The sequence below is a fragment of the Halomonas salipaludis genome (assembly GCF_002286975.1).
GTDB lineage: Bacteria > Pseudomonadota > Gammaproteobacteria > Pseudomonadales > Halomonadaceae > Franzmannia > Franzmannia salipaludis.
This window is the reverse complement of sequence record NZ_NSKB01000006.1, coordinates 68,809-90,581: the sequence shown is the minus strand read 5'-3', so window position 1 is coordinate 90,581 and position 21,773 is coordinate 68,809. Positions and strand designations below refer to the sequence as shown.

Genomic DNA, 21,773 nt, shown 5'->3' with positions numbered 1-21,773 from the left:
TGGCGCCGCCAGCATGCCAGGATGCGACCCGCCCCCGCCTCGGGTAAAGTAGTGGCACGACTCCAACAGCCCGCGCGGCTAATTCAGCCGACGCCCGCGACCGATGGCTTGATATCACCGATGATCGCTCGACTGGATACCGCTGCACCCGACACCCTGCCCGCCCTCGATGACCACTACCTGCGCTTCCTCGAGGCGCTCAAGGCGGCCGGCTTCGAGGGCGAGATCGCCCCGGACTTCGCCAACCGCACGGTGATGGCCACCGACAACTCGATCTACCAGCGCCTGCCCCAGGCGGTGCTCTTTCCCAAGGGCGCCGAGGACCTGCAGCGCATCGCCCACCTCGCCGGCCAGGTCGAGCATCGCCGAGTGGTGCTCACGCCGCGCGGCGGCGGCACCGGCACCAACGGCCAGTCGCTCACCGACGGCCTGGTGGTGGACGTCTCCAAGCATATGAACCGGATTCTCGAGATCGACGTCGAGAACCGCCGAGTGCGGGTCCAGGCCGGGGTGGTCAAGGACCAGCTCAACGCCGCGCTCAAGCCCCACGGGCTGTTCTTCGCCCCGGAGCTCTCGACCTCCAACCGCGCCACCATTGGCGGCATGATCTCCACCGACGCCAGCGGCCAAGGCAGCTGCACCTACGGCAAGACCCGCGACCACGTGCTCGAGCTCGACACCCTGCTGCTCGGCGGCGAGCGCCTGACCAGCCGCCCGGTGGACGACACCGAGCTCGAGGCGCTGTGCGCCCGCGACGACGCCACCGGCCGCGCCTACCGCACCGCCCGCGAGATCATCGACACCCAGCGCGAGCTGATCGCGGCCAAGTTCCCGCCGCTCAACCGCTGCCTGACCGGCTACGACCTGGCGCACCTGAGAGATGCCCAAGGCCGGCTGGATATCAACAGCCTGCTGTGCGGCTCGGAGGGCTCGCTGGGCCTGCTCAACGAGGCGGTGCTCAACGTGCTGCCGATCCCCAAGCACGCCACCCTGGTCAACGTGCGCTACGCCGACTACATGCACGCGCTGCGCGACGCCAAGGCGCTGATGGGCGATGAAGACGGCTCGCAGGACCGCCCCACCTCCATCGAGACCGTCGACGACACCGTGCTGCTGCTGGCGATGGACGACTTCGTGTGGGACAGCGTGGCGGAGTTCTTCCCAAGCGGCGAGACGCCGGTACGCGGCATCAACCTGGTGGAGTTCAACGACGACGATCCCGAGCGCCTGGCGGCACGGGTCGAGGCGTTCTGCCAGCACCTGCAGGAGGACACCAGCGTCGAGCGGCTCGGCTACACCCAGGCCGTCGGCCGCGAAGCGATCAAGCGCGTCTACGCCATGCGCAAGCGCGCGGTGGGCCTGCTCGGCAACGCCAAGGGCGAGAAGCGACCAATTGCCTTCATCGAAGACACTGCGGTTCCCCCGGAGCACCTCGCCGACTTCATCGGCGAGTTCCGCGACGCGCTCAGCGCCCGCGGCCTCGACTACGGCATGTTCGGCCACGTCGACGCCGGGGTGCTGCACGTACGCCCGGCCATCGACATGAAGGACCCCGAACAGGCGACGCTGATCCGCGAGCTCTCCGACGAGGTCGCCGAGCTGACCCACAAGTACCACGGCCTGCTGTGGGGCGAGCACGGCAAGGGCGTGCGCTCCGAGTACGCGCCCAAGTTCTTCGGCGAGCTCTACCCCAGCCTGCAGCGCGTCAAGGCGGCCTTCGACCCGCACAACCAGTTGAATCCGGGCAAGATTGCGACGCCGGCCGCTTCAGCGCCGGCCACCGGCGACGTACCCGAAGAAGCGGTAAGGCTCGTCGACCCCGGCCTGCTCACCGTCGACGGCGTGACCACTCGCGGCGAGCTCGACCGCACCATCGACGAGCGGGTGTGGCAGGCCTACGACGCCGCGGTGTACTGCAACGGCAACGGCGCCTGCTACAACTACGACCCCAATGACGCCATGTGCCCGTCGTGGAAGGCCACCCGCGAGCGGGTCCACTCGCCCAAGGGCCGTGCCAGCCTGATCCGCGAATGGCTGCGCCAGCAGGACGCCGCCGGCATCGACCTGGTCGAGGAGGCGCGCAAGAAGAAGGCCGAGGGCGCCTGGGGCTTTATCAAGGACCTGCCCAAGCGCAGCCTCAACAGCCTGCGCCGTAAACGCGAGGCGGACGTCTCCCACGAGGTCTATGACGCCATGGCCGGCTGCCTGGCGTGCAAGTCGTGCGCCGGCCAGTGTCCGGTCAAGGTCAATATTCCCCAGGTGCGCTCGCAGTTCCTCGAGGTCTACCACGGCCGCTACCTGCGCCCGCTGCGCGACTACCTGATCGGCGGGCTGGAGTTCATGGTGCCGAGCCTGGCCCGGGTGGCACCGCTCTACAACGGCCTGCTGGGTACCCGCCTGGTCGACCGGCTGCTGGCCGGCCCCATTGGCATGGTCGACAGCCCGCGACTGTCCCGCGCCAGCCTCAAGAAGCAGCTGGCCGCCTGGGGCGTTGCCGAGGCCACGCCCACCGCGCTGGGGCTGCTCACCGAAGCGCAGAAGGCGCGCAGCGTGGTGCTGGTGCAGGACGCCTTCACCAGCTACTTCGAGGCTAGGCTGGTGATGGACATCGTCGAGCTGCTCAGTCGGCTCGACGTCAAGGTGTTCGTGGCGCCCTACTCGCCCAACGGCAAGCCGCTCAACGTGCAGGGCTTCCTCGGCGCCTTCGAGCGCACCGCCGCCAAGCAGGCCAAGCGCCTGCGCACCCTGGCCGAGCACGGCGTGCCGCTGGTCGGCATCGACCCGGCGATGACGCTTACCTACCGCCAGGAGTACGTCAAGGCGCTGGGCGCGGACGCCGTGCCCGAGGTGCTGATGCTGCAGGAGTGGCTGGTGACCCAGTCGCCCAGCCTGGCCAAGCGCCTGGCCCCCAACGGCGTGACCCTCAACGATCCCGGCTACCGGCTGCTCAGCCACTGCACCGAGGCCACCAACGCACCGGGCAGCCCCAAGGCGTGGCAGCAGGTGTTCGCCGCCTTCGGCCTGGAGCTGGAGCTGGTCAATACCGGCTGCTGCGGCATGTCCGGCACCTACGGTCACGAAGCGCGCAACCTCGAGACCTCCAAGGCGATCTACGCCCTCTCGTGGCAGCCGCTGGTGGACGACGACGCCAACGCCGGGCGCCTGCTGGCCACCGGCTACTCATGTCGTAGCCAGGCCAAGCGGCTCTCCGACCAGGCCCTGCCGCACCCGCTGCAGGCGCTACTGGGTGCGCTGCGCGCCGCTGGCTAAGCGCTCGCTACTGGCCAGACATGGTGGCCCGCGGGAACTCCCCGCGGGCCGCCGCAGGTCGAAACAGCATCCAGGAGCTCTGAACCTCGGGAGGCCCCATGTCCCGCAGCCTGATCCTCATAGGCCTGATCATCGTCGCCATCGGCATCCTCTGGCCGTGGCTCTCCAAGCTGCCCTTCGGCCAGCTGCCCGGCGATATCGCCATCCGCCGCGAAGGCTTCTCCTTCTTCTTCCCCATCACCACCATGATCCTGGTCAGCGTGGTGCTGTCGCTGATCATGTGGCTATCCGGCCGATAGTGCTGCAGTTCGTGGCTCCGCGCCACGCCAGCCGAGCCACCATTGGCTAGCGCTATCAATACAACAGCCCAGGGCTATCACTGCTTTTCCAGAGAGCGTCTATGCTGAGTTAGCGGCACCCGACCGCCTCTATAATCATAATTAAGAAGGATCGCCAGCTATGACACTCCCCCGCCTGATGCCTCTCAGCGTTGCCATCTCCGCTGCAGGGCTACTGTTCAGCGCCACCATCACCACTGCCCTGGCAGACGAGCATGAACCCGCCTGGGCCCAGGGTCGCTCATCCGACATGGCCGACTCGCCGCTCGCACCCCACGCCACACCGCTGACCGTCACCGCCGAGGAGGACATCCCCCTCGACCACCTGCGCATGCCCGACGGCTTCAGCGCCGAGATCTGGGCCCACGGCATGCCCGGTGCGCGGATGATGGCCCGCGGCGACGACGGCACCCTATTCATCGGCACCCGCGGCATCGGCCGCGTCTATGCAGTGCTCGACAACGACGACGGCGAGGAGCGCGAGCACGTGATCATCGCAGAGGGCCTCACCCAGCCCAACGGCGTGGCCTTCAAGGACGGTAGCCTCTACGTGGCGGCCATCAACCGCATCCTGCGCTACGACGATATCGAATCGCACCTCGCCAACGGCGGCGATATCCCCGAGCCCGAGGAGCTGACCGACGCCTTCGGCCTGCCCGACGACGAGCACCACGGCTGGAAATTCCTCGCCTTCGGCCCCGACGGCCGGCTCTACGTGCCGGTGGGCGCGCCCTGCAACGGCTGCGAGGTCGATGAAGACACCCACGCCACCATCCACAGCTTCGAGCCCGACGGCTCAGATATGCGTGTGGAAGCCCGCGGCGTGCGTAACAGTGTCGGCTTCGACTTCCACCCCGAAACCGGCGAGCTGTGGTTTACCGACAACGGCCAGGACTGGCTCGGCGAGCACGGCCCCCAGGACGAGCTCAATCGCCTCAGCGAGAGCGGCGAGCACTTCGGCTTCCCGTTCTGCCACTCCCACGGCATCATCGACCCGGACCTCGGCTCGGAAGGCGCCTGCGACAGCGTGACCATGCCCGCCGCACTGATGGGTGGACATGCCGCAGCCCTCGGCATGCGCTTCTACACCGGCGAGATGTTCCCCGAGGAGTACCAGAACGCCATGTTCATCGCCCGCCGCGGCTCCTGGAACCGCACCCTGAGCGTGGGCTATGACATGCAGGTTGCGCATATCTCCGAGGACGGCGAGCGCGCCGCCATCTCACCGTTCATGGTCGGGCTGCTCGACCCGCGCGAGAACGACTTCGCCGGCCGCCCGGTGGACGTGCTGCAGATGCCCGACGGCGCACTGCTGGTCGCCGATGAGTACAACGGCGCCATCTACCGCATCAGCTACGAAACGCCTGACTACGTGGAGGAGTGAGGCCGATGCGGCTAACCACCCGCGCGCCCTGGCGGCGCGCTCTTGTGGCCTGGGGTGGCGCTGCTGCCCTGGGGTTGAGCCTCGCCCTGCCCGCCGCCGCCGAGGATGCACCGGCGGTGGGCCTGCCCTTCGAGGAGCAGCTGCAGGTGTGCGGCGCCTGCCACGGTAGCGACGGCAACTCACAGCAGGCCGGCACGCCGTCGCTTGCCGGCCAGCCCGAGCTGACCATCGTCAACCAGATGATCTACTTCCGCGAACGCCTGCGGCAGAACGAGGTCATGACGCCCCAGGCCCGCGGCCTGCCGGATGGCGAGATACAGGCCCTGGCGGCCTACTATCACGAGCAGCCGGTGGCCGCACCCGAGGGCGAGCCCGACTCCGAGCTCAAGGCCCGCGGCCAGGAACTCGCCGCGCAGCAGCGCTGCGCCAGCTGCCACCAGTCCGACTACCGCGGCCGCGAGCAGATGCCGCGGCTGGCCGGCCAGCGCGAGGACTACCTCTTCGCCGCCATGGTGGCCTACCGCGACCGCACCCGCGGCGGCCCCGATACCACCATGATCGACGTGATGCGCGGCGTCCCCGATGAAGACATCGAAGCCATGGCCCACTACCTCACTTACCTGCACGCCGAGGAGTAGGCGGCCACCCAAAACCACAAGGGGCAGCCATGTAGGCTGCCCCTTGTGTTTGTTACGGCGGCATGTGGGTGGACAGCGTCAACCCCTATAGTGTATATACACACTATGGACGACGAGATTTCAAATGAAGCACTGGATCTGGTGGCCGGTGAGTGTATCTGCCGCCGCGCCAGGATGGTGGCACGCACCATCACACGTGTCTTTGACGACGCACTGAGGCCTTCTGGGTTGAGAATTACCCAGTTCACCCTGCTTGTCGCGATCGGCAAGGGGGCGCCCGACTCCATCTCGTTACTGGCGGAGTGGTTGGCGATGGAGCGTACCACCCTGGTGCGCAACCTCCAGCTCCTCGAAAAAGAGGGCCTGATCGAGCGGGGGCCCGAAGGGGGGCGCCGCGCCAGGGCCACCCGACTGACCCAAGCGGGTCGCCAGCGGTTGGCAGTGGCCTATCCCTATTGGGAAAAGGCCCAGCAGACAATGCATCAGCGACTCGGAGACGAGTGGCAATTGACTCAGAGCACGCTGGATAAGCTGGTGCGCAGCGGGTGATATTTTTTTACCCAATGCCGTGTAGTTACACATGTGGAGGCGATGAATATGCGTACACAGCAAACACGCTGGTGGCCCATGCCGCTTGCCTGCTGCCCAACGGCTTCACGCCACAACAGCGTGAGGTGATCCATGTCCATGCAACGCCGTCTTCACCTACTGACCGTGCGCGGCCTCTCCTGCCTGCTTCCGGGCTACTTCGGGGCGCTGGGCGCACGCGCCTTCATGCGCCCCCGCCGCTCCAGGCGCCACCACCGCTGGACCCGCGCCTTTGCGGCAAGCACGCCGGTCATGGTCGACATCGATGAGGTACGGGTGCCGGTGTGGCGCTTGGGAGCCGGCTCGCCTGTGCTGCTGGTGCACGGCTGGGAGCAGGATCACGATGCGCTGGGCGGCTTCGTGAAACCGCTGCTGGATGCCGGCTACTCGGTGGTGGCCTTCGACCTCCCGGCACACGGCGCCGCCACCGGCGAGCAGGCCCCGCTTCCGCTCATGGCGCGAGCCATCGCCGCGGTTGCCGAGTCGGTCGGCCCGCTGCATGGCGTGGTCGCTCATTCGGTCGGCGGGGCGATGACGGTGCTCGCCGCGCGAGATTTCGGCCTGCAGACGGGCAAGGCGGTCTTGATCGGCGCGCCGAGTGGAGCCCGCGCCTATGCGCTGGCCCAGGGGCGCCGTCAGGGGCTGTCGCGGCGGGCATTAGCGGGGATGGAAGCGCGTATCTCCGCGGCACTGGATGAACCGCTAGCGCATTACCGGGTGGACCTCAGCCTTCGAGAGCTGGACCTGGACGTACTGTTGATCCACGCCAAGAACGATTCAGTGGTGCCTCTTGCTGACGCCAGGGCCAATGCCACGGCAGGCAACACAGCGTCGATATGGCTGGATGATGGCGGACACAATCGCCTGCTCGGGGACGCGGCGGTGATTCGTCAGACCATCGCCTTTCTGAGCCGGGAGTGACACACAGCCAAGAGACTGACTGTGCTGGTCGCTATTCATTGTGTGTGATGTCACTCAGCGACAACGGGCGACGCAAGGCTGCCCGTTGTCTTTTATATAGAAATATACTACCTGACTACTCCTGAGTCGGTGCCTCATACCGAAAAACCGGTCTCAAGCAATTAGAGAAGTACTCTAAAAAAGCCCTCACTCTACTAACATTCCTATAATCACGATGGGTTAGAATCCATAAGTCAGAACTCATTTCATCGATTACCTCTCCCCACTGAACGAGACTTGAATCCGTATTAGCCAGATAGCATGGAAGCACTCCTACCCCAACACCGCCACGAATTGCTGCCAACATTCCATTGATTGAATTCACGCGAAAATTACATTTATCACTAAAACCGTTTCCATCCATCCATTTATCCAATAATTGATAGAGTGATGCTTTGTCGGTAGCCACCCATGGCATATCACTTAAGGATGTATCAGGAGAGTAAAGATCACTTCTAACATAAACCGCTTGCCGGATGGCACCTACCTTTCGTCCAATTAGTGATTCCGGCGGATTCATCTTAGGAAAGATGGCCACGTCTGCTTCATGTCTGGAGATGTCAAGTAAGAAATTTGAGACAACCACTTCGACTTGGATGCCAGGATACTCCTGCATGAAGTCAGCAATTGCTGGCGCGAGAATTCCGCTAAATAGAGAATCGGTAGTCGCCATCCTGATATACCCAGTGAGGCTGTAATCTTCACCTGCAACCCGCCTAGCAACGTCGATAACATCATTTTCGATACGACCGGCTGTTGCAGCGACCTCTACACCTGCTGCAGTTGGAGTATAAACACCATTGTGCCTATCAAAGAGCCTGACACCCATCTGCTTCTCAATGTCATTCAGCCTCCGGAAAACAGTTGCATGACTTACAGAGAGCTTCTTTTGCGCCCCCATCAGGCTTCCCGTTTCAGCAATGGCTAAAACAGTCCGAAAGTCATTCCAATCCAGTGCGTCAACATTCATTTACTTTGCATCCCAAAAACATACATGGCCGGAAGGCAAGAGGAGGTAAGCTCCATAAATTAACTGCATCGCTTACCAAGCTCAACTCCAACTTACGCTGTCATTTTCAAATTTGCAAACAGGGTTGTCATTATATTCCATTGCAACGTCCCCCCATGTGGACTTTAATACCCACAAACAACAAAAAGACTTTTATAGATAAATCCATATTTTTGCAAAGAGGGTAGTAATGTCTATCAAGAGCTTGCATGGAATAGAAAACGAGATCGTGGAGTTACGGCATTCTATTCATGCCCATCCAGAGCTTTCCGGAAAAGAGCATGCTACCAGACGCAGAATAAAAGATTTCCTTTATAACGCAGGCATCGACAATATAACAGAAACACCCTCTGGTGCCTTAATTGTCGATGTGTTTGCCAAAAACAAGAATACAACTCGATTAATCACCATTGGGATCCGTGGTGACATGGATGCGTTACCTATAGATGAAGAGCGTAGCGACCTTCCTTACGCATCCTGTGTAAAAGGCGTAATGCACGCTTGCGGTCATGACACTCACACAGCCATTGCAGCAGGTGCTGCTGTTTACTTTAATAACAAGAAAGATTTAAACGGGAATATACGAATCATTTTTCAACCTTCCGAAGAGTCTGAGCCACTGGGCGGACGCAATGTGATTAGGGAAGGATGGGTTGATGCCATAGATGCAATGATTGGCGTTCATGCCTTTCCATCTATACCATCCGGAACAGTCGGGGTTGTTCATGATTATGTTACCGCAGCAGCGGATAGCTTTAGCCTTATATTTCAAGGAAAGAGCGCCCATGGCGCGCTTCCCTATCAGGGAACTGACACGATATTCATAGCATCAGCATTTATCCAACTATTACAAGGGATCGTATCACGTCAGACCGCCCCAGATGAAAGTGCGGTCATAAGCATTGGAATGATTTCCGGAGGTACCGCTGAGAATATAATATGTGACCATATTGAATTACGTGGCACGATTCGTACTCGGTCGCCAGAGGCCAGGAGAGAGATACAAAAAAAGGTTGCCCAGCTAGCCGAGGGTGTAGCGATGATTCATGGTGCTAAATCGAGCTTTAGCTTACATGAAGGGGAACCTTCTATCCAAAATGACGAACACCTCGTATCAACTTTCATAAAGACAGCAGAGGAACAGCTTGGAAAGGATAAGTTACACCTGATAAAGCCGCTGATGGGCAGTGATGATTTTGGGTTTTATTCCCAACGGTGCCGAAGCCTATATTTCTTTTATGGATGTTACAACCCTGACCAGGGCAACATTTACCCGCTTCATAGCCCAAGGTTTGGGATAGCTGATGAAGACATGCTATCTGGCTTTAGACTCACCATCTCGACAGCCGAAGAAATTTTGAAAAAACTAAGCGAGGCACCAGAATCGTGAACAATATGACTTCTCCCGTATCACTTCCCTTCACTAGGCAAGAACACGAAAAGCGTCTGGATGCGATAAAGAAGGAGATGCACTCAATAGGCATCGAAGTACTACTGGACTCAGACCCCGCTAATATTTTCTACACCACAGGCTACGATGCTGTATCTTACTATACGCCTCAAACGATGATTATATCCATTTACCGGACTGAACCAATACTTGTCATCAGAAAGCAAGACCTACTTGCAGCCAAAGTCAGGACACACCTGTCTGAGGATAGCATTATTGGATGGCAAGACTATATGGTAGATAACGAGCATTCCCATCCTTTTGAGCTGGTCTTGAGTCTGCTCAACGAACACAGCCTTTCCCGATTAAAAGTTGGAATCGACGTGGATGCCGGTATGACAACCCACTTTGACACCTCTTTTTTAATAAAAGGTCTAAAAAAACCAATTACAGAAGTGCGCAGGTTGATAAACTTTGTGCGGATGATCAAGACAGACCGTGAAATAGATTATATGAAGCAGGCAGCCAGGATTACGGAATCTTCTATGCGTGCAGGCCTCGACGCGATAGCGGCTGGCGTCCGAGAGAGCGACGTCATCGCCAACGTCTATCATGCCCAAATCAAAGGTACTTCAGAGTATGGTGGTGATTATCCAGCAAACCCTCCCGTCATGCCCACAGGCAGGAGAAGCGCCACTCCGCATTTGACCTGGAGTGATGAGCCATTAATGCCCAACCAGAACCTTACGCTTGAACTATCAGGGGCTAGGTTCCGCTATCACTGTCCGTTAGCTCGCACTGTGTATATTGGAAAAACACCGCCTAAAGACCTTTCGGATGCAACAAAGCATGCAAGCGAAGGTGTTCAGGCAACGCTCAGATCCATATCGCCGGGCATGGCGCTCTCAGAGGTTCATGCTGTTTGGGAAAAAATCAACATAAAACACAACTTGGGGAAGACATCCCGTCTCGGCTATTCGGTCGGATGTGCCTTCCCGCCCTCTTGGCTGGAGCGTACTGCCTCCATTCGCCCCGAAGACACTACGGTCCTCGTACCAAATATGACTTTTCATCTCATCGCCGGCATCTGGAAAAATCACTGGGGTGCCGAGGTTAGTGAGACATTTCGAGTCACTGATCGAGGGGCGGAGACATTATGCGACATGAGCCAAGAATTATATATCAGGTGAAAGATCGTCGAACATGACACAAACAATCATAGGAAGCATATGATGGAAAACCCAAAAACAAACATCACATTTTTATCATCTTGCGCCATTGTTATCTTAATAACAGCGCTAGGTGCCACACTTCCGGCAAAGCTTAGCGGCCTGAGCGGCGATACATTAATGATAGTAAGCAACCATTTTGGGTGGCTATATTTAATTTCAGTATTTACTTTTGTATGCTTCCTCTTTTATCTGGCACTATCTAGATATGGTAAAATCAAGCTCGGCAGCGAGGATTCAGGCCCAGCCTATGGCACTTGCACATGGTTGAGTATGCTACTAGCCGCAGGATTCGGCGTTGGCTTAGTGTTTTATGGCATGGCGGAGCCGATGTTTCATTATGTCAATCCGCCATTTGATGATGCCGAAGGCAAAACCACACAAGCCGCTCGCTTAGCAATCCAGTACAGTTTTTTCAACTGGGGAGTACATCAATGGTCTGCATCAGCGCTTGTAGGATTAATTATAGCTTATTTTCAGTACAACCGAGGTCGAAAAGGCCTTATCTCCTCTGTATTTACAGACCTAGAGACTAAATCGACAATAAAAACCAATCGCTTTACCATGCTGGATATTATAGCCATAGTAGTTACAGTGATAGGCGTCGCCACATCATTAGGCCTCGGGGTATTACAGATTAATAGTGGTATTGCTGATATCATTAATACGCCCGATAATGCTTCTCGACACCTCATCATATTGGCAGCTATTTTTATAGCCTATATGCTCTCCACTTACACAGGGCTTGACAAGGGCATAAAATACCTATCTCTAGCATGCATGACAATTTGCTTGGCAGTTATGGCTTATATTCTCATAACTGGACCGACGACATTCATCCTCAACTCCATTGCTCTAGGAATTGGAGACTACGCACAGAACTTTATTGGTATGAGCCTTCGTACGTCACCTAATACGAGTAACGCCTGGGCAAGTTCGTGGACGATATTTTATTGGGCATGGATCATCGCTTGGTCACCGTTCGTAGGCACCTTCATTGCAAGAATATCAAAGGGTAGAACGATCCGAGAGTTCGTTTTTGGCGTACTATTAGTACCCCCTCTCATCGCATGCCTTTGGATTGGTGTGCTGGGTAGCTCTGCTCTATATATCGACTCAAACAGTAATGGCGAGCTTTCCGAATTGGTTCAGTCCAACATCACATCCGCAATTTTCCAAATGTTCGAGACTATGCCAAACTCCCTGATACTTTCAAGTATAACCATGCTGCTTATATTCTTTTTCCTTGTGACATCTCTGGATTCAGCGACCTACATAGTCGCTCAGATGTCTGATGATGGGTCACAATCTCCATCGGTCTACAAACGTACCGTATGGGGAGTCCTGATCTCCGTAAGCTGCTGGGTCTTATTAACTCGGGGTGGGCTAACAGGCTTGCAGTCGGCCTCCATCGTTGCCGCACTCCCTTTGACTATCATCATATTTTTCATGGCCTTTTCATTTATGCGAAAACTACACAAAGACCCTAATGTGAGCGAAGACGACAGAAAGCTCAGAAAAATATAAAGGCATAAATTTATGCCTAATGACCGTCATCGACCACCATCTCATACGATGGTTATTGAAAACTTAAAACCTTCCTAGTGAAAGCATAACCACGAGGAATAAGATGAATACAGAGACAATGAAGATTCCACAGGCAGCGCCCTCTGCATCCTACTCGCCGCTGTTAATCGGTGAACTGCTTGACTCAGGCGTGCGAATGGCAGGTAACAACCAGATCGTCTACCGCAATCTCTACCGCCACGACTATCGCCGGTTTCGGGAACGCGTGCACCAGCTCGCTCACCTGCTCTCCGCTCAGGGTGTCCAGGCCGGCAATGTGGTCGCAATGCTTGACTGGGACAGCCACCGCTATCTGGAGGCATTCTTCGCCATCCCCATGATAGGTGCCGTTCTGCACACGGTGAACGTACGCCTGTCGCCAGAGCAGGTCCACTACACCATGGCGCACGCTGAGGACGACTTCGTACTGATTCACGAGGATTTCTTGCCACTGCTCGAACCTTTGGCTGAACGGCTACCACGCATTCGTGGGTACCTACTATGTCAGGATACCCCCAGCAGGCGAGAGACCGTACTCCCTCTTGTTGGTGAGTACGAAGAACTGCTGGCCGAGCACCCTGCCCACTACGAATTTCCTGTTCTTGATGAAAACGCGGTGGCTACGCTGTTCTACACCACCGGCACGACCGGCAACCCCAAAGGCGTGTACTTCTCTCATCGCCAACTGGTTCTCCATACCCTTTGTGAGGCGAGTACATTCCAGTCACCAGGGTTCGAATTGCTCAATCGCGACAAGGTGTATATGCCGATTACGCCAATGTTCCATGTGCATGCATGGGGAGTGCCATATACCGCCACACTGTTGGGTGCCACTCAGGTTTATCCCGGTCGCTATGAACCGGATGTCCTGGTCAACTTGCTCGTCGACGAGAAGGTAGATTTCTCTCACTGCGTCCCCACTCTGCTGAATATGGTAGTGGACGCTGAGGCCATCAGCTCGGGGAGTGTCGATCTCACCGGTTGGAAAGTACTGGTGGGCGGTAGTTCCCTACCACAGTCACTGGCAATAAAGGCTTGGGAGCTGGGTATCGATACACGCAGCGCTTACGGCATGTCTGAAACCTGTCCATTGCTTACCGCCAGCATTCTTCCCCAAGATATCAATGAGGTCGACTTCAACAGCCAGCTGCCCTGGCGCAGCAAGGCAGGCATGGCCGTCCCGCTGGTAAAATTGGAGGTGGTCGATGAAGGTGGCATTGCACTACCTCACGACGGCGAGAGCGTCGGGGAAGTACGGGTGCGTGCCCCATGGCTTACCCAGGGATATTACAAGGAAGAGGCTCGCAGCAAGGAACTATGGCGCAACGGCTGGCTTCACACCGGCGACATGGCAGTACTCGACGAGCGCGGTTTCCTGCAGATCCGAGACCGCATCAAAGACGTGATCAAGACCGGCGGAGAGTGGGTCTCTTCACTTGAGCTCGAGAACCTGGTTGGCCAACATCCTGGCGTTTCTGAAGTGGCCGTAATCGGCATTCCCGATGAGAAGTGGGGCGAGCGCCCCGCAGCGCTTGCTAGAGCCAGTGATTTAAACGATCCTCCCATGCCCGAAGAGATACAGGCGTTCCTGCAGCGCTTCGTAGACGAGGGCCGCATCACCCAATGGGCGATTCCATCATTCGTACGCTTCGTCGACGAGATTCCCAAAACCAGCGTAGGGAAACTAGACAAGAAGCGTATTCGACGGGAACTATGAACTCTAGCGCTCCGACTGCGTCTTCAGGGCTCCCCCTCTAGGGAGGGGGAGTAGCAGCGGGAAGTAGAAGCTGCCCGCGTCTTAGCTTAATGCTAGCTCGTTAACCAGCGCCGCCAGGCGCTCCCGCGCCTCGCCATCCACCGCCTTGAGCGGCCGCGGCAGGCACGGCGCCTCGACTAGCCCAAGTAGCTCTGCCGCGGCTGCCGTCACGCGCAGGCTGCCACCATACTCACCAAACAGCTGCCACAGCGGCTGCAGCCGAGCGGAGAGGCGCAGCGACTCGTCGGCATTCCCGGCCTGGGCCGCGCGGGTGATCGCCAGCATCGCCTCGGGGAAGGTGCCGCCAATTGCCGAGTACCACACCTCACAGCCGGCATTCAGCCCCATGGCGCCTAGCGCATCGCCGCTAACGCCAATCGATACGTGCGACGGAATCAGCGCGCGCAGCCGCTCGACCCGTACCTTGGCCTCGATGGTGTCGTTCGGCACGCCGGGGATCTTGATCGAAGCGACGTTGGGCAACCGGGCAATCTCACCATGTAGCTCATCGCTGAAGGTGAAGTGCGTGGTGCCCGGGTTGTCGTAGACGCACAGCGGCACCGACAGTGCCCGCGTCACGTCCTCGAACAGCCCGTACACCTCTTTATCCGACAGCCGCTGATAGGAGACCGGCGCCAGCATCACCGCGCTGGCCCCCGCCCGCTGGGCCTCTTCCGCCAGGGCCAGCACGTCGCGGGTGCGCACGGAGCCAATACCCACCATCACCGGCACCCCAGCGGCATGCTCCACCGCCAGCCGCGCAACGCGACCGCGCTCGGCAATCGACAGATAAGCGTAGTTACCGGTGGAGCCCAGCGCCCCAATCGAATCGACCTTGGCGGCCACCAGGCGCTCGATCAAGCGAACGAACGCCGGCTCGTCGATACCGCCGGCGTTGAGTGGCGTCAGGGGAAAGGCGCTCAAGCCGCTGAACATAACGGGTGCTCCAGTGTGAGTGGTGTGAGGTGTGTTGGCGGCCAGTATCGCCTATCGGGAATCAGCCACCAACGTATACCTGGTAGTTCACATTCAACAACGAATCGTCCGGGCCCTGGGACATCAGGAAGATGCTTATCCTGCGATTGCCGTCGATCCAGCTCACTGTCGCTTGGCGTATCGGCCCGGATGCCCTTACCTCTGAGTCGACTTCCTTGCCATACTGATCGCGCATTGTTTCCGTCAGCGACTCTACAAAACCCAGCATGGAATCGAAGTCACGCGTGTCGTTCAGCCTCATCGTCACTTGAGTAAGCTGCCCGTTGAGGAAGAAGAATCGCTGCGTGTAGGTCTCACCCGCCATCTCGGCATCATCTCGGCGCACCGCTTCCACTGCGCCGGTCGCCAAGCGATTCTCCTCCTGTTCCTCCATGCGGTAAGCGTCATCAACGACACCCATGACCTCGTCAATCATCATACCAGCGGAGGTAGGCCCCCAAAGCTCTGCCGATAGCGCAGCGGTGGGCAGCAGAAGCAGCAGCAGCAAGATTCCCGCAAGTAGTCTCTTCATCCGTGGCTCGTCCTTGATGTGGTTATTCTCTCGATAAGCGTTCACAGCTTACTTCGCAACGTGACTTAGGGGGCGAGAATCTTGGTAAACCGTATCTGCCCATCGTCAAGATGGCCGCTATCGACCCAGCCCAGGTGCCGATAGAAGCCAGGCGCACGAAAGCGCTCCTCCTCCCCGGTAGATAGCCATGCCTCCTTGACCCCGGCTCGCCGCAAGCCCTCCTCCGCCGCCGCCATCAGCGCACCACCAACGCCCTGACCATGGAACCCAGGCCGCACAAAGCAGGCGAAGACATACCCCTCGGAGATCTGCGCCATCGAGAACCCTACTGGCTGGCCGCCGATCTCGGCGATAGTGGTCACATAGTCGCCGCTTGCCACCATCGCCCCTACGCTTTCGACGGTGATGCCGAGCGATGCCAGTTCCTCGCGCGACTGGTGATTCTCGGTGACCGAGCAGCGGATATCGAACAGGGTCTCAACGTCATCGACGCTGGCATCGCGTAGCGTCATGTTTTCCTCGGTATCGGGGCCCCAACAGACTCCAGGCATTTCTACAGCCTCAGCAATAGCGCAACCAGCCATCCACCGAACAGCACCGGTACTGACCAGACATGGAACTCGCGCCACAGGCCAGGCTGATAGGCGAGGCGCAGGGCAATCAGATTGGCCAGCGAACCAATCGCCAGACCGAACCCACCCACCGTCACTCCCCACGCCAGGGCCTGCCAGTCATCGGTAAACGAGGCCAGGAAGATAGCGGCGGGCACGTTGGACATGACCTGCGAGGTCAGCACCGCAGCGGTAAACACCGCCCCCGGCAGCTGCAGCAGGTGATGGGTGATGCCCTGCACCGCAGGCAACCCCGACAGGAGACTCATGTTGATGAACATCAGCGCGAACACCAGCAGCAGCAGCCAATCCACGCCCAACAGCAGATGCCGCCGGTAAAACAGGTAGAGCACAATCAGCATGGCCGCCCCTAGGGCCGCATAGCCCCAGTCAGCCATGACCAGAAAAGGCACATACAGCAGCAGCGAGACCCAGAACAGCCGGCGGTCCCGGGGCACCGCGGCGGCCACACCGGACACCGAGATCCGCTGGCGGGGAAACGCCAGCGGTACCGCGGCGATCAATAGGGCGGTAAGCGCCAGAGCCAAGGGCGCCATCATCGCCGTGAACTCCAGGAAGCCCGCGCCAGAGGCCTGCCACATGAAAAGATTCTGCGGATTGCCGATGGGGCTAAGCGCAGAGCCGGCATTGACCGCCAGCGCCTCGAAGATGATCAAGCGCCCCAGGGGAAGCTCCGCGACCCGGCGCAGGCTGACGGTAAGCGGCACGACGATGAACAGCGCCACATCATTGGTGATAACGGCAGACAAGCCCGCAGAGAACAGGATCAGATAGACCGCCAGCAAGCGCTCCCCCCGCACCCGCTGCAACAGCCAACTGCCCGCCAGGCTGAGGTAACCGCTCACCTCCAGGCCCCGGCTCAGCACCATCAGCCCCGCCAGGGCCCCCACGGTCTTCCAGTCGACCCGCTCATACAGCGCCCAGCCCGCATCGGGGGAAAGCCACCACAGCGGCACCAGCGCCGCCAGAAGCACCATGAAGAGAACATCTTGCACCACCCGGGACAGGGCATGACGGAACATTGAAATGGGGGCCTTTTAGCCGTGGAGCGAACCTGCGAAGGATACCATCAACGCTGCCCAAGCCACGCTACCACTCCTTGGATGCAAGATGACCGCAGAGATAACACCCGCTCCTTCTGCATATGGCCGCCATACGATACCGAGCCTTAGTCGCTTTCTTGGCCGGTAGGCGTTACTTCTTCTCGATACATCTTGAAACCACGCGCCAAATAGTTAGCCAATGCATTCGGATGATCCAGCGTACAAGTGTGAACCCACACTCTCTGGGTACCGGACCAATCCCATGCAGACTTGATGGCATGGCTCAAAAGCGGCCCACCAAAGCCCTTACCAATAGCACCAGGTGCCAAGCCAAAGTACAGGATCTCGGTATTGACTCCGTCTGGCCGGTACAGCTCATAATACCCAGCGATACTCCCACGGTAATAGGCCACCCAAGTACGATGACAGTCGCTTTCTACTAGCTCCCGCCATTGATCATCAATCCAGCTATCGCGATCTCCCCATTCCCAATCGGCACCAACAAGCTGATATAAAAATCTATTCAACTGATACTGTGGCTCCTCGCATTCCACAACGGATAGAGTGTCGGGAAGTAGTTTCGAGTTTAGCTCATGTACAGATTTCATCTCTAGGAAGAAAGTTTTTACATTGCTTGCGATCATTCTATAGCCTCGAACGAAAAATTATAACGCTCAGCTCTGCACCGGAGGAAGTCCAGGAGTTATCGATGCGTGTCCACTAGAGTGGGGGAAGTCCAGAGCCCAGTCACGTTGAGCGACGTATTATAAGCTAATCCATACATCCCCGTATCCCCAAAGAAGTGTGCCAGCTACAACTAGTATATGCGCGACATACCTCGATAAGCGGCGATACCAAGCCCACTCAAAGATGACGGGTCCACCAACTCCGGAGGCCCAGCGAATTGATTCTTCCATAGCAATCTTGAGGTAGTTTGCATTCCTGTACTCTAGGATTGCACCAGCCAAGGCTATTATGGAGCCGGAACGGGTCACCCACTCCACCGACGAGCCAAGCCAGCTCAACCATACGGAGCCTCCGACGACGACGCCGCATAGCAAAACAATAAGTAGATCAGGAACCGCTTCGGCGGGTCGATTCCCCCTTAGCCATGCAACTACGATCTTATCACGATCGCTATTCATAGAATAACTCACAACACCCCAAGCAGGGGGAAAATTTTGCGTCTTGAACACAGCGAAGCAAAATATGTTCCGCTGCCTGGCTTGCTATAGCTTCACGCACCATATATGGAATTGTCATCAAAACGCTCACTAACCTGAGATACTACATCTCCATTTTTCAGCAGCTGAAGATGGATTTTGTTTACATCAGGAAGGTTTTTAAATGGCCCAGATGGATCATATGAACGAAATGAAAATTCAATAGATGAGCCATCCTTTGCCATGTATGAACACTTTAAGTTCATATAGTTAACTTCGCCTTCTGTATTGAGGTTCAATGCGTTAACCTGATCGACCAGCAAGCTTGAACTCTGAGTCCTTACGGCCTCCTTCATGTAACCAGCTATTTGATTAAATAGGCTCTCGGCAATCATCTATTTCTCCATGCTGTTCTGAGCTATAACGCCAGTGGTAATGGGCGCCAACGGTCGAGTAGGCCCTGGGAACCTCCCCCAGAGCCTCTCACAGAACCGTACGTGAACCTCTCGATTCATACGGCTCTTGTTATCCAACCATCAACTTTGATCCTGCCCAATGCGCAAACAGGTCTGGTCGTCGCCGACGCAGCCCGTTCACCCTCCGGGCAGCCTGTAACAGACCCCTGAGTTTCCGATACTTCCCTACGGCCCACCGGCTCAGCCTCAAGTCAAAATGAAATAACACATTCCGAATGTAGCTGCGGCCAAACAAGCCATAGTACTGCATCCAGCCTCGGAGGCGGGACTGACAGAATCGGATGAACTGCCCGAGTTCCTTCTGTCGCCACCATTTCCAGGGCCACTCGTTGATCTGCTTACGGATCTCTTTCGCTGCACTCTGGCTGATGGCCGCCGTAAAGTAGATTTTCTTCTGTCCCTGCCGGTTCCGTATCAATCGTGGTCGGAAGGTGTAGCTCAGAAAATCAAACGCGATCACCGGGTAGTCCCGGCGGTTGTACTCGCTCTTACAATACACGATCTTTGTCTTCCGGGGATGGAGGGTCAAGCCACAGGCTGTGAATCGGGCTTCAAGGACCGATTTCAGTGCTTGTGCTTCCCGCTCGCTGGCGCAGTGGCACACAATATCGTCCGCGTAGCGTTCAAATTGGATACCACCCCAGCGCTTCTCCACCCAGCGATCAAAGACGTAATGCAGGAACAGGTTCGCCAGTAAGGGGCTGATCACACCGCCTTGCGGCGTGCCCCGGTCGCGTTCCTCAACGGAACCATCCGCAAACTGAACCGGAGCGCTTAGCCAGCGCCGGATGTACAGCTTCTGCCAGTCTTCCGTCACATGCCGATCCACCGCCTTCATTAACAGGCCATGGTCGATGTTGTCGAAGAAGCCCTGGATGTCCATATCCAGCACCCAAGCTTTCTTCCAACACCGAGCCTGGGTTTGCTTCAGCGCATCATGCGCCGATTTCCCCGGTCGGTAGCCGTACGAATCTGGGTGGAAGTGTTGTTCCAGTTCCGGTTCAATCAGCAGCTTGACCACCATCTGCGCAATACGGTCAGCGACCGTCGGAATGCCAAGGCTGCGGGTGCCCCCATCCGCCTTTTCAATCTCCACGCGCATGACCGGTGGTGGATGATAGCTGCCCGAGGACAAACGGTTCCAAACCTTATACAGGTTGTTGCCAAGGTCGACCTCAAAGTCTTGCAGACTCTGATCATCAATACCGGCGCAGCCCTTATTGGCCCGGACCCGTTTGTAGGCCTGATACACCAGGCCCTTCGGGATGGTAAATGGTTTTGTCAGGTTCCGGTGGCTCCTCCCGGATTCCGGTTGGCCTCCTGAATCCGACGGGATAACTTGTCCCCTTCGCTCCACACCCATTACAGGTGCTTCAACACTACTACGGGACAATCCGTCCCTGTGTCCTGCATCGGTACTCTCGCCTCGTGGGGTTGCCACTTGTGCTTCTCCCTTAACATCAGGACGACAGGTTCTCATGTTCCATACTCAAGCCTGTACCCAGGTCATGCCGCCTCAAGACCGGCTGCCGCTGCGTCCGTTGTTCCAGTTCACGTCGCAACTGATCCCAGGGATACGCTCGGTCCCCGTTTTTGACAGCGTCCAGCTCCATTTCGACCCCTCATCGGCGGTTCACTTGCGTTCATCTCCTTGGGCACTTACCTGACAACTCACGGCTGCCTTTTCCCGTGTCGCTCACGACCCGCACTCTTAATGCGAGCCGCACAGGGCGGTTTGGTCCCAGTGTCTGGTCACCGAGACCGAGGGGCCTTCCCTCATCTTGAGTACAGCAAGAAAGACCGGAGTCTTTCGTCATGACACACGAGCGCAGCGTAGTTGGCGTCCCGTTGACCACTTTGTTAACTCCTGTGCGCGCGGCAACGAGGTAAGCTACTGCCCGGAATTTGGTTGATAGTGGTAAACAACTTGCCACACTCGTGGCAACGATATTTATGGTTGCCCTCCATAACCCTCTCTAGGTTTAGCTGGAAGTAAAACGGATCAATGTCGCACTTGTAGTCAAGGTAAGAATATGAAGAGTGCTTGTGATCAGAGTCCAGCTCATCCGGGTGAGTGGTAACCACCAAGACGTTTTTCGTGTAGTCGGGATAAGCAACCCTCAAGGCTGGCAGCATATCGGCATCACCACTTACAACGGCGTGATAGTCGTCGGGACTATCGAATGCTGACTTAACAAGTAAGGCGACCAATGTTGTATCCACTTGCTTCTCTTGGTAAGAGTCATTATCGAGTGCGGACATAATCCAAGGTTTCATTTTTACATGGAATTCCGCCTCATCAGAAAAGCCAGCGTCTTTTGCTTTTTGAGAGAAGGTTTCCTTGGCGTGAACAACTCGTTTTGTTAACTCAACTTTATCTGGAAGCACCTCAGGAATTTTTGTAGGCCAATCGTTAAAGTCATCCGGCAGATCAAAAATGGATGTACACAGCACCAGCTTCCCCGAGGACACTTGATCGTTTCCAGTCTCAGCTTTCACATGATCAACTAAAGCCGAGACAAACCCCGAAAAATCGAATGGGAAAGGGTAGGTTGGGCTCGCGGTCCCCTTGGCCAGAGCTGAGCCGGCCTTGCAAACTTTGAAAAGCCAAGACCCGTCCACGAATACATTGATCTTACTCAAAAGCTCCTCCTTTTTTAGAGTTAACGCCCACATAAACGGCGCGAGGGACGAGCGTCCGGCGACCGATAGGGAGCGAATTTAATATGATTGTTATAAGTAAGTTCAAATACGCCAATCGCCAACATCCTGTAAGGCTAAATTATTATTCTTGATGATAAGCTCTGCCGGAATAATAATATCT

The 21,773-nt window shown here is 57.3% G+C and carries 19 protein-coding genes; 10 read left to right on the top strand and 9 right to left on the bottom strand.

The genetic code is table 11. The features are described from left to right. Positions 1–120: 120 nt before the first annotated feature. The 6 genes from ydiJ (at position 121) to CK498_RS16005 (ending at position 7,139) form a co-directional block, all read left to right on the top strand. On the top strand, positions 121–3,270 hold the full coding sequence (gene ydiJ / locus CK498_RS16030; RefSeq protein WP_095621865.1) for a D-2-hydroxyglutarate dehydrogenase YdiJ: 3,150 nt from the start codon (positions 121–123) through the stop codon (positions 3,268–3,270). 98 nt (positions 3,271–3,368) lie between these two features. Then, on the top strand, positions 3,369–3,569 hold the full coding sequence (locus CK498_RS16025) for a DUF2905 domain-containing protein (protein WP_095621864.1): 201 nt from the start codon (positions 3,369–3,371) through the stop codon (positions 3,567–3,569). 160 nt (positions 3,570–3,729) lie between these two features. After that, positions 3,730–4,992 (top strand): PQQ-dependent sugar dehydrogenase, encoded by a 1,263-nt coding sequence (locus CK498_RS16020; RefSeq protein WP_229359115.1) that lies wholly within the window; start codon positions 3,730–3,732, stop codon positions 4,990–4,992. Positions 4,993–4,997: 5 nt separating this feature from the next. After that, a complete protein-coding gene (locus CK498_RS16015; RefSeq protein ID WP_095621863.1) occupies positions 4,998–5,630 on the top strand; it encodes a c-type cytochrome in 633 nt (210 codons plus the stop codon). Between the two features lie 105 nt (positions 5,631–5,735). Beyond that, positions 5,736–6,179 (top strand): MarR family winged helix-turn-helix transcriptional regulator, encoded by a 444-nt coding sequence (locus CK498_RS16010; RefSeq protein ID WP_095621862.1) that lies wholly within the window; start codon positions 5,736–5,738, stop codon positions 6,177–6,179. 138 nt (positions 6,180–6,317) lie between these two features. Continuing rightward, on the top strand, positions 6,318–7,139 hold the full coding sequence (locus CK498_RS16005) for an alpha/beta fold hydrolase (protein ID WP_217987794.1): 822 nt from the start codon (positions 6,318–6,320) through the stop codon (positions 7,137–7,139). 115 nt (positions 7,140–7,254) lie between these two features. On the opposite strand, the gene CK498_RS16000 is transcribed toward CK498_RS16005, so the two are convergent. Further along, positions 7,255–8,148: a LysR family transcriptional regulator gene (locus CK498_RS16000; RefSeq protein ID WP_095621860.1), complete on the bottom strand. Its 894-nt coding sequence runs from the start codon at positions 8,146–8,148 to the stop codon at positions 7,255–7,257. A gap of 229 nt (positions 8,149–8,377) precedes the next feature. Here CK498_RS16000 and CK498_RS15995 point away from each other — a divergent pair, with 229 nt between their 5' ends. The 4 genes from CK498_RS15995 (at position 8,378) to CK498_RS15980 (ending at position 14,089) form a co-directional block, all read left to right on the top strand. Then, complete coding sequence (locus CK498_RS15995; RefSeq protein ID WP_095621859.1) at positions 8,378–9,577, top strand: M20 metallopeptidase family protein; 1,200 nt, start codon at positions 8,378–8,380, stop codon at positions 9,575–9,577. A 5-nt stretch (positions 9,578–9,582) separates the two neighbouring features. Then, a complete protein-coding gene (locus tag CK498_RS15990) occupies positions 9,583–10,767 on the top strand; it encodes a M24 family metallopeptidase (RefSeq protein ID WP_095621858.1) in 1,185 nt (394 codons plus the stop codon). A 42-nt stretch (positions 10,768–10,809) separates the two neighbouring features. Then, positions 10,810–12,333 (top strand): BCCT family transporter, encoded by a 1,524-nt coding sequence (locus CK498_RS15985; RefSeq protein WP_095621857.1) that lies wholly within the window; start codon positions 10,810–10,812, stop codon positions 12,331–12,333. Positions 12,334–12,436: 103 nt separating this feature from the next. Continuing rightward, on the top strand, positions 12,437–14,089 hold the full coding sequence (locus CK498_RS15980) for a fatty acid--CoA ligase (RefSeq protein ID WP_095621856.1): 1,653 nt from the start codon (positions 12,437–12,439) through the stop codon (positions 14,087–14,089). A gap of 81 nt (positions 14,090–14,170) precedes the next feature. Here CK498_RS15980 and CK498_RS15975 read toward each other — a convergent pair whose 3' ends face one another. The 8 genes from CK498_RS15975 to CK498_RS15945 form a co-directional block, all read right to left on the bottom strand. Beyond that, complete coding sequence (locus tag CK498_RS15975) at positions 14,171–15,064, bottom strand: dihydrodipicolinate synthase family protein (protein WP_095621855.1); 894 nt, start codon at positions 15,062–15,064, stop codon at positions 14,171–14,173. Between the two features lie 61 nt (positions 15,065–15,125). Beyond that, positions 15,126–15,635 (bottom strand): hypothetical protein, encoded by a 510-nt coding sequence (locus CK498_RS15970; protein WP_095621854.1) that lies wholly within the window; start codon positions 15,633–15,635, stop codon positions 15,126–15,128. Between the two features lie 65 nt (positions 15,636–15,700). Further along, the gene (locus CK498_RS15965) at positions 15,701–16,147 is read right to left on the bottom strand and encodes a GNAT family N-acetyltransferase (RefSeq protein WP_095621853.1); all 447 of its coding nucleotides are present in this window, start codon (positions 16,145–16,147) and stop codon (positions 15,701–15,703) included. A gap of 41 nt (positions 16,148–16,188) precedes the next feature. After that, positions 16,189–17,289, bottom strand: a complete 1,101-nt coding sequence (locus CK498_RS15960) for an SLC13 family permease (RefSeq protein ID WP_095621852.1) — start codon at positions 17,287–17,289, stop codon at positions 16,189–16,191. A 146-nt stretch (positions 17,290–17,435) separates the two neighbouring features. Then, entirely contained in the window at positions 17,436–17,954 is a 519-nt protein-coding gene (locus tag CK498_RS15955) for a GNAT family N-acetyltransferase (protein ID WP_229359114.1), read from the bottom strand. Between the two features lie 593 nt (positions 17,955–18,547). Continuing rightward, positions 18,548–18,868, bottom strand: a complete 321-nt coding sequence (locus CK498_RS25865) for a hypothetical protein (RefSeq protein WP_141246971.1) — start codon at positions 18,866–18,868, stop codon at positions 18,548–18,550. A 130-nt stretch (positions 18,869–18,998) separates the two neighbouring features. Further along, positions 18,999–20,201, bottom strand: coding sequence for a group II intron reverse transcriptase/maturase (ltrA, locus tag CK498_RS15950; RefSeq protein ID WP_229359113.1), 1,203 nt, complete (start codon positions 20,199–20,201; stop codon positions 18,999–19,001). A gap of 608 nt (positions 20,202–20,809) precedes the next feature. Continuing rightward, entirely contained in the window at positions 20,810–21,592 is a 783-nt protein-coding gene (locus CK498_RS15945) for an NYN domain-containing protein (protein WP_176475813.1), read from the bottom strand. Between the last annotated feature and the right edge of the window lie 181 nt (positions 21,593–21,773).

Bases quoted from the DNA above. Each gene is read 5' to 3' on its own strand.
- CK498_RS15990 (WP_095621858.1), top strand. From the start codon at position 9,583: ATGACTTCTCCCGTATCACTTCCCTTCACTAGGCAAGAACACGAAAAG.
- CK498_RS16020 (WP_229359115.1), top strand. From the start codon at position 3,730: ATGACACTCCCCCGCCTGATGCCTCTCAGCGTTGCCATCTCCGCTGCA.
- CK498_RS15965 (WP_095621853.1), bottom strand. From the start codon at position 16,147: ATGACGCTACGCGATGCCAGCGTCGATGACGTTGAGACCCTGTTCGAT.
- ydiJ (WP_095621865.1), top strand. From the start codon at position 121: ATGATCGCTCGACTGGATACCGCTGCACCCGACACCCTGCCCGCCCTC.
- CK498_RS15970 (WP_095621854.1), bottom strand. From the start codon at position 15,635: ATGAAGAGACTACTTGCGGGAATCTTGCTGCTGCTGCTTCTGCTGCCC.
- CK498_RS16000 (WP_095621860.1), bottom strand. From the start codon at position 8,148: ATGAATGTTGACGCACTGGATTGGAATGACTTTCGGACTGTTTTAGCC.
- CK498_RS15995 (WP_095621859.1), top strand. From the start codon at position 8,378: ATGTCTATCAAGAGCTTGCATGGAATAGAAAACGAGATCGTGGAGTTA.
- CK498_RS15955 (WP_229359114.1), bottom strand. From the start codon at position 17,954: ATGATCGCAAGCAATGTAAAAACTTTCTTCCTAGAGATGAAATCTGTA.
- CK498_RS16015 (WP_095621863.1), top strand. From the start codon at position 4,998: ATGCGGCTAACCACCCGCGCGCCCTGGCGGCGCGCTCTTGTGGCCTGG.
- CK498_RS16005 (WP_217987794.1), top strand. From the start codon at position 6,318: ATGCAACGCCGTCTTCACCTACTGACCGTGCGCGGCCTCTCCTGCCTG.
- CK498_RS15980 (WP_095621856.1), top strand. From the start codon at position 12,437: ATGAATACAGAGACAATGAAGATTCCACAGGCAGCGCCCTCTGCATCC.
- CK498_RS15960 (WP_095621852.1), bottom strand. From the start codon at position 17,289: ATGTTCCGTCATGCCCTGTCCCGGGTGGTGCAAGATGTTCTCTTCATG.
- CK498_RS15985 (WP_095621857.1), top strand. From the start codon at position 10,810: ATGGAAAACCCAAAAACAAACATCACATTTTTATCATCTTGCGCCATT.
- CK498_RS16025 (WP_095621864.1), top strand. From the start codon at position 3,369: ATGTCCCGCAGCCTGATCCTCATAGGCCTGATCATCGTCGCCATCGGC.
- CK498_RS15975 (WP_095621855.1), bottom strand. From the start codon at position 15,064: ATGTTCAGCGGCTTGAGCGCCTTTCCCCTGACGCCACTCAACGCCGGC.
- CK498_RS25865 (WP_141246971.1), bottom strand. From the start codon at position 18,868: ATGATTGCCGAGAGCCTATTTAATCAAATAGCTGGTTACATGAAGGAG.
- CK498_RS16010 (WP_095621862.1), top strand. From the start codon at position 5,736: ATGGACGACGAGATTTCAAATGAAGCACTGGATCTGGTGGCCGGTGAG.